Genomic DNA, 16,001 nt, shown 5'->3' with positions numbered 1-16,001 from the left:
TAGCTCTATTTCTTTTCTATGTCACTACATAGAACAACCTTAATTGTATCATATGACGTCAAAACTTGCACCTGACGGAAACGAAATTCTTTTCCCTTTGGACCTTTGACTAAAGAACATAAACCATCTATAACTGCCTGATTCAATTGTTCTGGTTTCACATAAAGGCTTAATACTCGTTTCCATAGTCGGCTCACTAAGGCATCATGCTCACCCATCAGCCCTCGTTTATCCAACACTATGCCAGTTTCATCATGACTGACATAGTCCGATTCTAACCGTGTCACCTCTTGCTCAAAATAGGAGGTATCACATTGCGCCAATGTACCTAACCGATACAAGGCATTCACTGTTTGTGGATACCTTTCCGTACAGGTAGGTATCAGGACTTGTCGAATCCAATTCCTATCATAGGTCGTATCTTGGTTAGATGCATCTTCTCCATGAAAACACTGCAACCACTTAGCATAGTCTTGTAATACCTGTTTAGGTAAAGATATACAAGGTCTCCACAGATTTTCTGTGATAGTTTTCATTCCTTGTAAACCCTCTAGTCCAGTTCCACGTAACAAGTGAGCTAAGATTGTTTCCCCTTGGTCATCTAAATGATGAGCCGTCACAATATATTCATATCCCTTATCTTCTGCAATATCTTGTAGATGAGTATACCTCAATTGACGCCCCATCATCTCAAAGGATATACCTTCCTCTTTGGCCTTATCACCAACATGTTCATGCACTGTATAGCAGGGCATACCAAATTGTAAGGCATACCATTCTACTAGCTCCACTTCTTCTAAAGCCTCTACTCTAAGTCCATGCTCCATAGTAAATACGCCTACATTCGTGAATCCCTCTATATAAAAATAATGCAATAAGGCTATAGAATCTACTCCACCGGAACAGGCTAACAATAGAGGCGTATCTTTTGTTATTGAGTCCCCCATCGCTGCAGTCACTGCCTGCCGAAACCGCAATACAGTAGCCCACATATCTCCATATAAGGCTTTCTCTCGACTACGATTCATAGGGATAGTAGATTGATACATACGGTGTCGATACGTATGATACTGATCAATACAATTCTCTCCATAGTATCTATTCAACACGGTGCGACTGTTATCTACTTGCTCAGCCAATTCTTCCATCGTCAGCAAGGGCACAACCATCTCCACATATTTGCGTGTTTCATTGGCCTTTTCCACTTCTATACTGGTGTGCAAATCTCCTTGACTTTCATAGGCATCTAACAAACTAGTCACCAAAGGCGCCCAAGAATAATAGGGTTTATTTTGCACCATATTGCGCTTGCCACCCTTCTAATCCATCAGCTTCACTGACCACAATCGATCCAATTTGATAGGTATCCATAAGAGATGTAATAATCTCGGCCCCTGGCACAATAATATCTACACGCCCTGGTTGCAAACCTTTCACTTCCAACCGTTCCTCACGACTCATATACCGAAGCTGTAATATCATAGCTTCAATAGTACCGCGGTCCATACGATGCCCCTGTATTCGTCTAGGATCGTAACGTTCCATTTGCAAATCTATCGCCGCCAAGGATGTTGCGGTGCCACCAATACCAATAAACTCGCCAAACGTCCCTTCAATGGGTAGTTCATCCCACATACGCACAGTTTCTTCCCATACACGTTGGGGTCCCTCACTAGATATATCTTGCATACGCACAGCACCAGCTGGATAGGATTTTGTAAAGTACACATGGTTCGCATCACCCAAGGCAATTTCCGTACTTCCTCCCCCTACATCAATAGTAGCATAGTGAAAGTCTGGATGTTCATAAACCGTGGCCCCTATAAATCCATAGGTAGCCTCTTCTTCACCACTTAGTACACGGTACTCCATAGGACACGCTTGCTTGGCTTTCTCTAAGAAGTCCTTGCCATTTCCTGATTCTCGAATGGCACTCGTAGCAAGACCAATGCGGATAGTAGCCCCATAGTCAGTGAGTACCTCTTCTATTTCTTTGAGAGCCTGAACACCACGCTCCATAGCTTCCTCTGTTAATAGTCCATTACTATGACGTTTACCTAATTGTGTGGTCCATAATTGCTTAGGTTCATTCTGCCACTGCGAACCATCATAGGTCCCCAACAATACCCGAAACGAATTAGAACCTAAGTCCACAATTCCAATCCGACTACCTTGTTCTACTATACATTGTTCCATTTCTATCGCTCAACTTTCTATCCTTAGTTATTTATAATCATATCTATAGTCTATCCATGGTACACACAAAAAAAGTGATACTCTTGTATCACTTTCCCTTATCGAACATAGGGAACTTCCCCTGGCTTCACTAAGCCCAGTTCTTCCCGTGCTACACCTTCGATATGTTTATCATCTTCTAATAACTTCTTTTGTTCTGATAAATTTTCATTTTCTTTCTTTAATTCTTGCAACTGCTGTTCAAGTTGATGTTTTTCTTGATGTAAACTATAGATTGTATATACTTGCTGCACTACTACTATGGCAAACAAGATAAACAAGGCTAAGCGAACTTTGTCTAATTTTCTATTTACTTTTCTCTTTGCCGATCCTTTCGGTTTTCCATTTACATTTGCCATACCTATCACTCCTGTATTGTATCTATAATTGTATTATAGCATATGTAGGCATTTCCGTGTACACTTCCTATAAAAGAGTGCAACTACTACGATGCCTCCATGATATACAATAAAAAGCGACCCCACTAGGGGGTCGCTTTTTATATGTGAATGTAAGGATTAACTATTCACCTTTGTAGTTCAATACTTTTTGAGTTACAGGTGTTGCATGTTTTTCGAAGTATTGAAGAGCTACTTCTGGGAACATTGCGTATGTTAATACGTCTTCTTCTGTTACGCCAGTGAAGCCTTTAGCTTCAAGATCAGCACGCATTTTTTCCATTTCTGGAGCTACGTCATCAGCTGGACGATGAGTGATAGGAGTTTCGTCGCCAATGATTAATTCTTTGATTTCTGGTTTTACAGCCGCTGGAAGTTGACCGTATTTACCACGAACTAGGTCTTTTACTTCAGCTGGTGTAGTGTTGTAACGAGGCAATCCTTGGGATTGGAACAACACGTTCATCATAGCCATTGTACCAACGATTTGAGATGTTGGAGTTACCAATGGAGGGAAACCAAGATCTTCACGAACGCGAGGCATTTCATCCATTACGTCGAAGAATTTGTCAGCCATACCCATTTCTTTCAATTGATTTTGAGTATTGGACAACATACCACCAGGAATTTGGTAATGACGAACTTCTGGCAATACTTCATGAGCTGGAGTCAAGCCGAATTCATCAGCGATTTCTTTACGAACGCCACGGAAGTATGTAGCTAATTCACGCATTTTAGCAAGATCTAAACCAGTATCGTATGGAGTGTTTTTGAAGATTTCAACGATAGATTCAGTAGCAGGTTGGCTAGTTGCATGGCCGAATGGGCTCAATGCAGTGTCGATGATATCAACGCCAGCTTCTACTGCTTTTAAGTATGTAGCAGATGCTAAACCGCAAGTGAAATGGCTGTGTAAGTCGATATCAAATTTTTCGCCAAATTCTTTGCGTAAGTCTTTTACTAGGGATTCTGCATCGTATGGAGCTAATAAGCCGGACATATCTTTGATGCAAAGGGAATCAATACCCATTTCTTTCAATTCTTTAGCTACTTTTACGAAGCTTTCGTTAGTGTGTACAGGGCTGATTGTATAAACCATAGTACCTTGTACATGAACGCCTGCTTTGTTACCAGCTTCGATAGCAGCACGCATGTTGCGAGGATCGTTCAATGCGTCGAAAATACGGATGCGGTCCATACCATTTTCTTTTGCTTTGCGAACGAATGCTTCTACTACATCATCAGCATAATGTTTGTAACCCAATAAGTTTTGGCCACGAAGTAACATTTGCAATGGTGTGTTTTTTAAGTTTGCTTTTAATGTACGAAGACGTTCCCATGGGTTTTCATCCAAGAAACGGATACAGCTATCGAATGTTGCACCACCCCAGCATTCCAAAGCATCATAACCAATTTCATCCAATTGTTGTAATGCTGGAAGCATATGGCTCATACGCATACGTGTAGCCAAGATAGATTGATGACCATCACGAAGAACTGTTTCTACTAATCTTACTCTTTTTGCACTCATAATCCTTCTCCTTCACATTGACCCTTTTCTATCAAGACTCTACCACCTGATAGAGAGGGAATTATTAAATACATGAGTAACAGTTATCTCATGTATAATGTACATAACTATATTAGACTACTAAACGCCATCTTTGTCAACCTAAATACATGCTTTTTAATCATATGAATTTTATCGATGTAGTTACATGTATAGCCACTATTTTAGAGGAATTTCACCACTTTTGTTTCGATATTCATTGTCAACTGATGTATATCTATTTCACTTTTTTAGGCGCTGTTTCTAACACAATATGTTGACCATTTCGTTTTACCTGAATAGAAAAGTCTTTTACATCCTCTTTAAAATAATCCATTTTTATCGCTAGCAACAACTTGCCAATTTCTGTTTTTATCCGCTCTGTTAAAAACTCTTGATAAAAATCATCTTCCGTTTTATGTGACTTTACTTTGGCCCCTAGTTTGTTACCTGTACTGGCATTATCTTTCAATATAGCAGTCTCAAAGGTTTCTGTTTCCACAAACCCTTTCATCATGTCCGCATCACTTAATCCTTTTTGGATTTTAAATTTCGCCATTTTTTAGTTCCTTCTTTCCATATGTCCCACAATTTTGTTTCTATTATGACTAATTGTTATAGCTTTTTATGAAAGACAGTGAATTTTATTACTGAAAGTTACATGTATCGTATAACTCTTTATTGCTTTTTCTCAGAAGAACCGCTATCTTTAGCAGACTCTTTATCCTTTAAAATAGAATCTACAGTAATTTCTGATAATTCTGTTGGGTTATCATAGGTATAAACTTTATTAAAACCTACCCCTAGTTTACCTTCATAGGCCTCTAAGGCACGATTTTTATCATCCACTTTAACAATGTAAATCAATTGTCCTTGGGTAACACCGATTAAACGGAATTTTCCTGGAGGGTTGATGGCACGCCATCCACCTTCTGTACCATTAAACATAAATACATCTCCAGTACGTACATTATCATAGAAGAACCGATCTTCATTGTAGAACATGCCGATACGCCCAATATCAGAAGCTTGCATATAAACACGACGCGTATCATAGTTTGCATCTGTACGATATACACGATATGCACCGTCTCCGACACGGACCTTCATGTAGACTACATTCGTTGCCGCAGAGTACGCCACATCTGTAATACGCGATCCATTAGGAACAGAATTAATAGTTGTATCAATTTCATGTTCTGGTGCTTCAGGGTCAATACGAGCTAACATCACATCATTATGACGGCCGCCGAACAAACCAACAATGGCTAAATCACGATCCGACATCCATTCAAAATAAGATACTTCCCGTTCTTTTAAATCCAATGTAACAGGAGCTTCTTTACCAGCCGTGTATATATCCACACGATTTTGTTCCACTACAGCCATATATTTATGGTCATGAGAGTAATAGCGAGTTCCCTCTTTCACATCTGGAAAGTTTTTATCTACTTCCTCGCCATTGATCACCTGAAAATTTGTAGTAGGCGCTAAGTATACTTGGTCTAAATACAGGTAGACACCACCTTGCAAAACTAAGCCTAGCAAAAAGGCTGTTGTTACTTTTCCAAAGGTATTCATAGACTCTCCTATTTCACGATAAATACAGTAGGAATCATGCGTTCACCTAACAAATCTGCAGGCTTGTTCACAGTTTTACCATTATAGAACAACGTGGTGCTAGAACCACCATCCAAATTAGCTGCAATCACAGCCCCTTCTTGGTATAAAATATCTTGCACATCACGCAAAGTAGCTCCAGCAGAGTAGGCTTGACGTCCATCAATGACTAAGAATAGGACCGTCCCATCTTTCTTTTGAGCAATGGCTGTTCTAGGTCCAATGCCCCAGCCACCATCACCATCAGTAATCATCTTCTTACCATTTACGATAAGCGGTGGACCGAAAGTTAAACCTTCTTTGGCTCCCATCTCTTTCAATTCACGCTTGTTGTACGTACCAGCAATTAAGTTACCAGATTTCGTAAAACCAATGAAATCTACATCTTCATCAGGTCCTACATCTTTACCTAATACATACTCTCCATCATGCAAGATAAATCCATACGGAGAACGCCCTGTTCCTGTCCCATTAGGGTCATGGAATCCACCCCCATTAATAGCCGCTACTGCCCCATTCAAACGAGCAATATTACTAGTCGTCTCGCCTTTTTCATTAAGATGAGGTGCTGTAGCTACCTGAACTCTTCGTGGATCTGGAATTTCTAGTAAATATCCCGTATACCGATTAGACTCAATTTTACGCAAATTCAATGTAGTATCTTCTTTTACATCAAACTTAAATAATTCTTGGTTTTCACCAGTCCCAACTGTACCCACAATTTTTTGTATTTCTTCAGGCGTATAGAGCCACGTAATATAATGTGGATGTCGAGACCGTAAAATAGCACCTACTACAGTGCGTTTAATGTTATCAAAAGGGCCAAACAACACCACGATAGGTGATGTAATAGCTGTAAATATAAACATGAGAAGGATAAATTTTACCCATCCTTTTCTAAAAAAAGAACCCATATAATATGCTCCTTTATCTATTCCTATCCTATACTGCAGATATACTGTTGTCGCAATACCAACAGGCCTAAGTAAATACAATAGGCTATGTGTAATGTCTGTTAAGACTCCAATACTCGTAACTCTTCTATTCGATCAGAAATAGATACTCCTTCATAGGAAAAGTGAGGATACACCTCTCGCAACGGTTCCAACACAAATTGGCGTTTCCAAAAATAGGGATGAGGTACCACTAAATTAGCTTCTTCCACGCACACAACTTGACCTGCTTCAGTTTCTATCCACACAATATCTAAATCTAATGTTCTAGGTCCCCAATGGATCTCTCTCTGTCTACCCGCTAAACGCTCAATATGCCATATAGTTTCTAGCATGGTCAGAGGTTCTAAGGTGGACTTTACTTTCAGAATCCCATTTAAAAAAAGTCCTTGTTCCACTGGCCCCCATGGTGGCGTTTCTATCCAGTTCGAATGCTCTACGCCAGTTACACCTTGTATACCTACTAGTTGATTCACCGCAAATGCTAAATATCCTTCTCGGTCACCTAGATTAGAACCGATACCAATATAATAGGTATACATTATAATTGCCCTCGTGTAATCACTACTTCTACATAATCTAGCACACCGGGGATCGGCGCTTCTGGCTTGCGCACTGTCACTGAAAGCCCTACAATCCCTTGATAGGTATTCCATAAATCATCTGCAATGAGTGTACCCACCCGTTCAATCAGTCGTTGTGACGGTCCTTCTACAATAGCTTTTGTCCGTTCGTATACATCTGCATAATTAATAGAATCTTCAATACTGTCAGATTGTCCAGGTTTCGTCAAATCTACACCAATAGAAATATCCACAAAGAATCGTTGACCTAATTCATTTTCGCTTGGTAGATTACCATGATACCCATAGAATGCCATGTTTCTCAAATTAATTCTGTCCATTACTCACCTCGTAATAGTACATCTGCTACGGTAATTGCCCTCTTATGCATTTCCACATTATGAACTCGCACCATATCTACACCTTGAATCATCCCTGTAATACAAGTAGCTACCGTTCCTTCATCTCGTTGATCCACGGGAATATCATTTAGTATGGTTCCGATGAAACGCTTACGGCTAGGCGCCAATAAAACAGGATATTCATACACTGTAATTTCTCCTAACCGTTGGATCACTTCCACATTTTGAGCATAATCTTTGCCAAAACCAATGCCTGGATCAAGCCAAATATTTTGTGGTTTTACTCCTTCTTTCAAAGCTAGATCCACCGAGGAGAAGAAAAATGCCTTCATATCATCGATAATGTCATCGTAATCAGTACTATTTTGATTGTGCATAATGATGACTGGCACATCATATTTTGCCGCTACCGCTGCCATGTCCTTATCATATTTTAAGCCCCATATATCATTCAATATATGAGCCCCCTGAGATAAGGCAAAATCAGCTGTTTCTGCTCGGTATGTATCCACAGATACAGGCACAGTAGAGCATTCTAGAACAGGCAACAGCACTTCTTTCATACGTTCTAATTCTTCTGCTACAGAGATTTGTGTATGCCCAGGACGCGTAGATTCAACGCCTACGTCAAGAATATCTGCCCCTTGTTCTATCATTAGTTTTGCATGGGCTACGGCTGTATCAGAAGTATTGTAACGACCTCCATCAGAAAAAGAATCTGGAGTTCCATTCAAAATTCCCATAATTAATGTACGGTCTTTTAGCTCTAATTGTTTACCATCTTGCCAGTTGTACTTGCGGTACTTAAACATGATCGTTACCTCCTAATAACACCAATGCTTCCTCGCGTAATGTCCCCATGGGCTCTAGTATACCTGTGGCCACCATCGTTTTTGCCACAGTTTCCTGTGCCACTTCGCCTTTCATAAGCATACACAAATGGGTGGCTTCTACCATTACCATGGCACCCAATACATTGCCCTCTTCCACTAAAGATGTGGCAATGTCATGGGTCAATCGTTCCTGTAATTGTGGGCGCTTGGCATAGACATCCACTAATGCTTTCAATCGGCCCAAGCCAAATACTTTACCATCTCGTGGTTGATACACAATATGTACTTTGCCATAGAAAGGCATTAAATGATGTTCGCAAATCGAATAAAAGGGGATGTGATTCACTGATACAAGGCCTGTATGCTCCGTAGGATATACATCACCTAACGCCTCTTTTCCAGTGCTATGACACCCAGAAAACAAGCCTTCAAACAGCGTAGCTACACGTTTGGGCGTATCTGTCATGCCCTTTGTCTCTAAATTGATATCAAGACCTTCTAATAATTGGCGTACACCCATTATAGCTTGTTCTTTCATAGTCATCTCCTAAATAATTTTCGTGGTCCAATCTTCGATAGTCCAAATATCCGTTACCCAAGATTCGTAAAACTCAGGCTCATGGCAAACTAGGACAATGGTTCCTTTAAAAGCTTGTAATGCCCGCGCCAATTCTGCTTTTGCATCCACATCCAAATGGTTCGTCGGTTCGTCCAAGACAAGCACATTATAGGACTCTTGCATCAATTTACATAGGCGAACTTTTGCATTTTCCCCACCAGATAAGACGCGCATTTGACTGGTAATATGCTCATTGGTAAGTCCACAACGAGCCAAAGCTGCACGCACCTCAGAATTAGTCAGGGACGGATAGGCATCCCAAATATAGTCTAAAGCCGTTTTAGAATTATCTCGACTATCTTCTTGAGCAAAATATCCAATTTGTAAGAACTCACCTTTTTCTATCTTTCCAGATAGAGCGGGAATCATACCTAATAAGGTTTTTAATAAGGTTGTTTTTCCTAACCCATTCACGCCTTGAATAGCTATTTTCTTACCTCGTTCGATCACCACTTCTACAGGACGTGTCAAGGGCTCATCATAGCCCAAGACAAGATCCTTCGCATCCACAATAAAACGGCTTGGGGTGCGTCCCTCTTTAAATCCAAAAGATGGTTTTATCTTTTCTTGTGGTTTCTCCAAGATTTCCATTTTTTCTAACCGCTTTGCTCTCGAGTTTGCCATACCACGAGTCGCTACACGGGCTTTATTGCGCTGAATGAAATCCTTCATGTCTGCCACTTCTTGTTGTTGACGCTCGTAAGCACGCAAAGCTTGTTGCTTTTTCACTTCGTAAGCAGCTAGGAATTGGTAATAGTCTCCTGTGTATCGTGTGAGCTGAGCTTGTTCAATATGGTAAATCACATTCACCACAGAATTTAAAAACTCCACATCATGAGAGATTAAGATAAAGGCATTTTCATAATTTTGTAAATAGTTTTGCAACCATTTAATATGGTCCACATCTAAATAGTTTGTCGGTTCGTCCAACAACAGTATAGTAGGTTGTTCTAACAACAACTTTGTGAGCAACACCTTCGTCCGTTGACCACCACTGAGATCCATCACATCACGGTCCAGACCGATATCCATCAAGCCTAAACCTTGCGCAGTTCGTTCAATGGTAGCATCGATTTCATAGAATCCACGCTGCTCTAGCATCTCTTGCCACTCTCCAGTGAGCTCCATAAGCTCATTCATTCTGTCCTCAGAGCAATCGCCCATCTCTAAATAGGCATCTTGCAGTTGTTGTTCAATACCGTATAGAGAATCGAAAGCCCCTCGTAATACATCACGAATGGTCATCCCTTTCTCTAATACACTGTGCTGATCCAAATAACCCACCGTCACTTGATTGGACCATTCCACTTTTCCTTCATCAGGCATCAAGTGGCCTGTTATGATATTTAAAAATGTTGACTTTCCTTCTCCGTTGGCGCCGATCAGGCCTACGTGTTCGCCTTTCAGCAAACGGAAGGAGGCATCATCTAGTATTTGTCTTGCCCCAAATCCATGGGTTACATTGGTTACAGTTAAAACACTCATATTCAATCTCCAAACTATTGTTATGTATCTCTTTATTATACGTTAACATGGCAATAATTTCTAGTTTTTAAACATCTGTCCTGTTATTTTTATATTTTCTGTGTATTTACGCATGACACTGTGGGAGTGTATACTAATAGTATTCTAATACTAACAAAAAGGAGTATATCCCATGAATCATGTACCTACTATCTTATCTATACAAGATATGAGCTCTGTAGGCCGTTGTTCACTAACTGTATTCATACCTTTAGTGAGCGCTTTACGGTGCCAACCTATCCCATTACCAACAGCGGTGCTTTGCAATCATTTAGAATATCCTAATTTTGAAATGGTGGATATTACGGATCACCTTGAAAGTTTCTACAACTGTTGGAATAAAAATAATATCACTTTCGATGCCATCCAAAGTGGTTTTCTCGCATCACCTGAGCAAATTCGCCTTGTTGAAGATGCCATCGAACGATTCGGCAAAGATAAATTAGTTGTCGTAGATCCCGCTATGGCGGATGATGGCAAACTCTACTCCATCTACAACGAGGAAATGGTGAAAGAAATGCGTAAACTCATCACCAAAGCTTTCATCATTAAGCCGAACTACACAGAGGCTTGTTTCCTCTTAGACATGCCTTATGACCCTACACCGCAATCGGAAGAGATTATCTATGATATGTGTCGCCGCTTACATGCGCAAGGCCCAGAATATGTGGTCTTATCTAGCTTACCATCTGAGGATGCCGCCCTCATCGCCGTCTATCGGGGTAGTACAGATACTATCACTTGGGTATCCAATCCATTAGTACAGGTGAAGGCCCACGGCACAGGGGATACTTTCACAGCTATTTTAACAGCCCTCGTATTACGTGGCTATACACCAGAAGAGGCATCTCGCATTGCCGGTCAATTTACTACAGAGGCAGTCAAATTCACCCACAAAACAATCGGTTCTCTTCGTGACGGCTTAGCGCTTGAATTATTATTAGATCGTTTAATTTCTATTCCAGACCCACAATAAGGAGGTTTCATGAACACGTACAAAACAAACAATGATATGACCCAATCTACTAACACAGCAACGTCTCAGCATACACAACCGGCTATATCTACTAGCTCAAGATCCACAACAAAAGATATTATCTATATCGGATTATTATCTGCCTTATGCATCGTGTTTACGACTATTAAAGTACCTTTACCAACAGGTGCCATGGTACATCTTGGTTCCGCTGCCCTATTCTCCATAGCATCCGTATTCGGCGGATTCTATGCAGGGCTCGCTGGCGCCATTGGATCTGGTATCTTTGACCTCATCATGGGCCATTCCCAATACACCTTATTCTCCATCATAATCAAAGGACTAGCGGGCGTAATTGTAGGTATATTAACAGTAGGTTGGAGACCTTCCATTCCTGCTCGTTCCATATCTACCCCTCGCATCTTATTAGCTATGCTAGTAGGTGCTATTTGGACAGCTGCAGGATACTTCGTAGCATGGTGGGTTGTACTGGATAGCTATATCGCTGCCGTCACAAGACTCCCTGCATCCTTCCTAACCAGCGGCATCGGCATCTTAGTAGCCTTGCTATTAATCCCGATCCTACACCGTATCCCTCGTAAATAATTTGTCATACCCTTGAAAGTATGGTATACTAGACATAACAAAAGAGAGCCAATAACGTGTCGAAGGCGTTAGGCTCATCTCAGGATACTAGAGAATTGAAATGGCCTAACGTGTTGAGGTGGCTAGACCTCATTCGTTAGGCTTTTCACTTACATGTTTAAGTAAGGAACGCCCTTATGTGTAGTAGCCTTGTGGCGTTCTTTACTATCCAAATAGCACTAATATATGAAGAGCAGTGCGTGTTCCTGAGCAAACATTATGAAATACCGTTTGCGAAGGAATATGCACTGCTCTTCCCTTTATATAATTTAGTTACAAACGCCACAGGCTACATAACTTAACCAGTGACGATCTTGGCCATGAACTTCTCATTATTAATAATAAACCGTTCATGTGTGCCACGGCCGATGACTTTTTCACCTTCTTTAGCTACTACTTCAAAGGTTACTTTTCTACCATCAACAGCTACTACCGTTGCCATTGCAGTTATAGTTGCACCTAATGGGCTAGCCGCTTCATGACTTGTTTCCATGTGAATCCCTACGGATCCTTCGCCGTCTCCTAAATCACCTTGAATCCCAGTATAGGCTGCTTTCTCCATCAATGCCACCATCGCAGGTGTGGCAAATACAGGTAACGTACCACTCCCCATATACTCCGCTGTATTATTAGTTTCCACTACCACCGTAGCCATACCAACTTGTCCAATCTCGATTGCCATAGAAACTCCTTTCTAATATTAACAGTAATCCAAACTATCATTTGATTTCATTCTAGCACTTTTGAGGGATTTTTTCTATTTTTTCTTGATGATATTTCGATTTCAGAGATAGACACTTATGGATATCTCCTACTGCATTTTCATCAAAATCAATAATAATATAATAGCTCTTTTGATTACTTTCTCGCTTATAAAATCCCATATCTACATCATCAAAAATAAATCGACCACCATCTGGATCCATTATAGACATTCAGCCACATAAATTCAATCCTGTTGAATTTTATAGTCTTGACAATGCACCCCACTGTTTTACAATAAACATAAGAAAAGGAGTAATATCTATGCCCACTATATCTATACATTTCACTAAAAGTGAATACAAGCTACTTCGTCAGCACATTGAAAATAAAGGGCTGACTATCTCTCAATATATAAAAGCAATGCTATTAGAAGAAATAGAAGATGAATACGATGTATCTATCGTCAATGATTATTTAGAAGAAAAAGATTCTATGGAGTTTTTACCATTTGAAGCTGCTACTAAAGAATGGGATATTAAGTAGTTATTCAAGTTAAATTACACAAAGTATCAAAGCAAAGTGGGTACCACGTCTTTCGATGTTGGTACCCACTTTTTGGTATGCATAATTAACTTTTAACTATTGTTATTCAGTATTAACTATTATTTAGTTTTATGCCATACCCATGCGTTGCATAAGCATTTTAATTTGTGCTTTCATTTCTGCATTTTCTGCATCTTTTCTAGCATTTTCTGCTTTTAATGCAAAAATTTCATCTTGCATTACATAAACGAAGGAGATCGGACCACATTTGTAGCGTTCTGGGATATTGTCGTCATCACCAGTACCTTCATCATTTTACCAATAATCACTATCACATACTGTAGTCCATTTCTAACATGTAAAATGGACACCACGTCTTTCGACGTGATGTCCATTCTTTCCTATAGCGATAAGCTATCTCCTATTGAGTTATTTTGCCGCTAACATTTCAATACGTTCCATAAGCATTTTCATTTGCGCTTTCATTTCTGCATTTTCTGCTTTTAATGCACTTACTTCGTCTTGCATTACATAGACAGAAGAAATTGGGCCGCCTTTGTAGCGTTCAGGAACTGCACTGTCTTCTCCACCAAATCGATATGTCACACCTGCATTGACCATGTTGCTTCCATCGCCAACGGCAACACCTACATTAAATAGAGTATCTTCGTTAGCATAATGAGCCACACCTAATGCTAAGGCTTTGTTACCTTTATAGGATCCAACGCCTGCCATGACTTGAGATTTTTTAAGAGGATCATAGCTCAATGGATTCATCGCTGCTAATGCCGCTGCATGAGCACCTGCCTCATTCACACGGTTATTTAAAGCATGTGCTGCTGCACGTACTTGACCTACTGTGGCTGCATCCGTATTAGCTGTACCTGCTGCTACATTGTGAATTTGGTTACCACCATTGTCTAGACCATCCGCTGTTAAAGAAACAGTTGGAATACCACTTCCTTGATTTGGTGCAATCGTTACACCTCCAGCATTCACTGTTGTAGTTATATGAATCGGCTTACCATCTTTACCTGTTTGATATTTCACAGATCCATCTGCATTCTTAACAATTTCTTTAGAACCATCTGGATTTGTTTTTATTTCAGGTACGTAATTATCATAAGATGTGGAACCATCTTTCATATTCACATCTTTCGCTAACTTAACAGTCATCGTAGCTGGCTTACCATCTTTTGCCTCAGTAGATACTACACCAATGTTGTTCTCTGTTAAGGAACCAGTAGCTCCACCTTTAATACCTAACGTGTCACCTAAGGCAACGCTAACTTTTTTATTATCATCACCTTCAAATCCGCGGCCATTGACAATTTTATCTACCACGTCTTTGATTTGACCTTGTGTCGCTGCTTTACCACGTTCTTTCGCTATCGCAGATGTTGGATCTTTCTTCGCATCTTCTGCTGTAGCTACTTTCGTAGGATCCCAATCAGTATTGGTTAAGCCTGAAATCGTACCATCTTTGATTTCTACTTTAGACTTATCTGTGCCATCAGCATTTTTAGTCGTTACTGTCACACCTTCAGGAGTGATAGCTGTATTCGTTTTATCTTTGTCACCTACAGTTACAGTACCTGTAGTTCCATCGATAGCAACGGCTTTATCACCCTTACCAAATGTAGCAGAATCGCCAATTTTCACTGTGAAAGTTTTTACTTTTGATTTTGTATCAGGAGCTGATGTAACAGTCACACCATTTTCACCTTTCACATCAATTAAACCAGTAATAACCTCTTTACCTTTATCAGATATATTGTCTAAGTCTTTAGTCGCTGTATTACCTTTCAAGACTTCAATATCAGCTTTTGCGTTCATCATATCACTTTGAAGCGTTGTGATTTTGCCTTCTGCACTGCCCAAGCGTGTATTTAGATTAGAAATCTTACCCAGTTCAGCTTTCGCATCTGCTGTTAAATCTACTATGTATTCACGTTCACCTTTAGTATTTAACTCACCACCAGTGACAGAAATACTACCATTATCAGCTGCTTTTACAGTTGTATCACGACCATTAACCGTGTATGTAGTAACGTCACCTTTTGTTTCAGCTTTTACTATCACATTGTTACCTGAAGCTACTTTTACAGATTCTTGAGCTGCTGTTTTTGCTAATTCTTTGACTTTGTTTGTACCAGCATCAGATAAATTACTTAAGTTTTTATCTGCTGCATTATCAATAGCATTACGAGTTGCTTCATTTAAGCCAAATACAACTTTACCATCTTTATCCGCTGCAATTGTGATACCTGCTTTTGCTGCTTCAGCAGTAGCTGTTGTACCATCACCAGATACGAAGTTCAATCCTTTTTGTAATTTTACAGTCTTAGCATCTGCATCTTCTGCACTATTCGCACGATATGTAATAGATGTTTCTAAATTAGGTGCTACTACTTTTGTATTGCCAAAATCTACTGTAGCTGGTGTCGCAGGGTTAGTACCTTCTGCCTCTTTTTTA

Annotated in this window: 18 protein-coding genes; 3 read left to right on the top strand and 15 right to left on the bottom strand. The window is 40.1% G+C overall.

What is annotated here, in order from left to right:
- Nucleotides 1-5 precede the first annotated feature (5 nt).
- From tilS to HMPREF3032_RS01780, 12 genes are all read right to left on the bottom strand, one after another.
- The gene (gene tilS, locus HMPREF3032_RS01835) at nucleotides 6-1,301 is read right to left on the bottom strand and encodes a tRNA lysidine(34) synthetase TilS (protein WP_062401373.1); all 1,296 of its coding nucleotides are present in this window, start codon (nucleotides 1,299-1,301) and stop codon (nucleotides 6-8) included.
- On the bottom strand, nucleotides 1,288-2,196 hold the full coding sequence (locus tag HMPREF3032_RS01830) for a Ppx/GppA phosphatase family protein (protein ID WP_062401371.1): 909 nt from the start codon (nucleotides 2,194-2,196) through the stop codon (nucleotides 1,288-1,290). Before HMPREF3032_RS01830 ends, tilS begins: the two co-directional genes overlap by 14 nt.
- Nucleotides 2,197-2,294: 98 nt before the next feature.
- Nucleotides 2,295-2,594 carry an FtsB family cell division protein gene (locus tag HMPREF3032_RS01825; RefSeq protein WP_009353118.1) on the bottom strand — a complete coding sequence of 100 codons (300 nt, stop codon included), beginning with the start codon at nucleotides 2,592-2,594 and terminating at the stop codon, nucleotides 2,295-2,297.
- Nucleotides 2,595-2,757: 163 nt separating this feature from the next.
- Nucleotides 2,758-4,164: a pyruvate carboxylase subunit B gene (locus HMPREF3032_RS01820; RefSeq protein ID WP_009353080.1), complete on the bottom strand. Its 1,407-nt coding sequence runs from the start codon at nucleotides 4,162-4,164 to the stop codon at nucleotides 2,758-2,760.
- A gap of 256 nt (nucleotides 4,165-4,420) precedes the next feature.
- Complete coding sequence (locus HMPREF3032_RS01815) at nucleotides 4,421-4,741, bottom strand: hypothetical protein (RefSeq protein WP_009353121.1); 321 nt, start codon at nucleotides 4,739-4,741, stop codon at nucleotides 4,421-4,423.
- Nucleotides 4,742-4,860: 119 nt separating this feature from the next.
- Nucleotides 4,861-5,763 (bottom strand): hypothetical protein, encoded by a 903-nt coding sequence (locus HMPREF3032_RS01810; RefSeq protein ID WP_062401369.1) that lies wholly within the window; start codon nucleotides 5,761-5,763, stop codon nucleotides 4,861-4,863.
- An 8-nt stretch (nucleotides 5,764-5,771) separates the two neighbouring features.
- Nucleotides 5,772-6,716: a phosphodiester glycosidase family protein gene (locus HMPREF3032_RS01805; protein ID WP_062401368.1), complete on the bottom strand. Its 945-nt coding sequence runs from the start codon at nucleotides 6,714-6,716 to the stop codon at nucleotides 5,772-5,774.
- Between the two features lie 101 nt (nucleotides 6,717-6,817).
- On the bottom strand, nucleotides 6,818-7,297 hold the full coding sequence (gene folK / locus HMPREF3032_RS01800; RefSeq protein WP_062401367.1) for a 2-amino-4-hydroxy-6-hydroxymethyldihydropteridine diphosphokinase: 480 nt from the start codon (nucleotides 7,295-7,297) through the stop codon (nucleotides 6,818-6,820).
- Entirely contained in the window at nucleotides 7,297-7,659 is a 363-nt protein-coding gene (gene folB / locus HMPREF3032_RS01795) for a dihydroneopterin aldolase (RefSeq protein WP_009353117.1), read from the bottom strand. Before folB ends, folK begins: the two co-directional genes overlap by 1 nt.
- A complete protein-coding gene (folP, locus tag HMPREF3032_RS01790) occupies nucleotides 7,659-8,492 on the bottom strand; it encodes a dihydropteroate synthase (protein ID WP_062401365.1) in 834 nt (277 codons plus the stop codon). Before folP ends, folB begins: the two co-directional genes overlap by 1 nt.
- A complete protein-coding gene (gene folE / locus HMPREF3032_RS01785) occupies nucleotides 8,485-9,051 on the bottom strand; it encodes a GTP cyclohydrolase I (RefSeq protein ID WP_062401363.1) in 567 nt (188 codons plus the stop codon). Before folE ends, folP begins: the two co-directional genes overlap by 8 nt.
- Before the next feature lie 9 nt (nucleotides 9,052-9,060).
- A complete protein-coding gene (locus tag HMPREF3032_RS01780) occupies nucleotides 9,061-10,617 on the bottom strand; it encodes an ABC-F family ATP-binding cassette domain-containing protein (protein WP_062401361.1) in 1,557 nt (518 codons plus the stop codon).
- Between the two features lie 172 nt (nucleotides 10,618-10,789).
- On the opposite strand from HMPREF3032_RS01780, the gene HMPREF3032_RS01775 reads away from it, so the two are divergent.
- Entirely contained in the window at nucleotides 10,790-11,632 is an 843-nt protein-coding gene (locus HMPREF3032_RS01775) for a pyridoxamine kinase (protein WP_062401359.1), read from the top strand.
- A gap of 9 nt (nucleotides 11,633-11,641) precedes the next feature.
- Nucleotides 11,642-12,238, top strand: a complete 597-nt coding sequence (locus HMPREF3032_RS01770) for an ECF transporter S component (RefSeq protein WP_082717770.1) — start codon at nucleotides 11,642-11,644, stop codon at nucleotides 12,236-12,238.
- A gap of 337 nt (nucleotides 12,239-12,575) precedes the next feature.
- On the opposite strand, the gene HMPREF3032_RS01765 is transcribed toward HMPREF3032_RS01770, so the two are convergent.
- A complete protein-coding gene (locus tag HMPREF3032_RS01765) occupies nucleotides 12,576-12,959 on the bottom strand; it encodes a thioesterase family protein (RefSeq protein WP_062401356.1) in 384 nt (127 codons plus the stop codon).
- A gap of 52 nt (nucleotides 12,960-13,011) precedes the next feature.
- Nucleotides 13,012-13,212, bottom strand: coding sequence for a hypothetical protein (locus HMPREF3032_RS01760; RefSeq protein ID WP_062401354.1), 201 nt, complete (start codon nucleotides 13,210-13,212; stop codon nucleotides 13,012-13,014).
- A gap of 91 nt (nucleotides 13,213-13,303) precedes the next feature.
- Here HMPREF3032_RS01760 and HMPREF3032_RS01755 point away from each other — a divergent pair, with 91 nt between their 5' ends.
- Nucleotides 13,304-13,525 (top strand): DUF6290 family protein, encoded by a 222-nt coding sequence (locus HMPREF3032_RS01755; protein WP_062401350.1) that lies wholly within the window; start codon nucleotides 13,304-13,306, stop codon nucleotides 13,523-13,525.
- 429 nt (nucleotides 13,526-13,954) lie between these two features.
- Here the strand turns inward: HMPREF3032_RS01755 and HMPREF3032_RS01750 are convergent.
- Nucleotides 13,955-16,001, bottom strand: a 2,047-nt coding sequence (locus HMPREF3032_RS01750; RefSeq protein WP_197413478.1) for a YadA-like family protein, incomplete at its 5' end; no start/stop codon positions are given.

Origin of the sequence: Veillonella sp. DNF00869, from assembly GCF_001553345.1 — a bacterium.
Classification (GTDB): domain Bacteria; phylum Bacillota; class Negativicutes; order Veillonellales; family Veillonellaceae; genus F0422.
The sequence above is the reverse complement of the archived record's forward strand: the minus strand, read 5'-3'. Positions and strand labels throughout refer to the sequence as shown.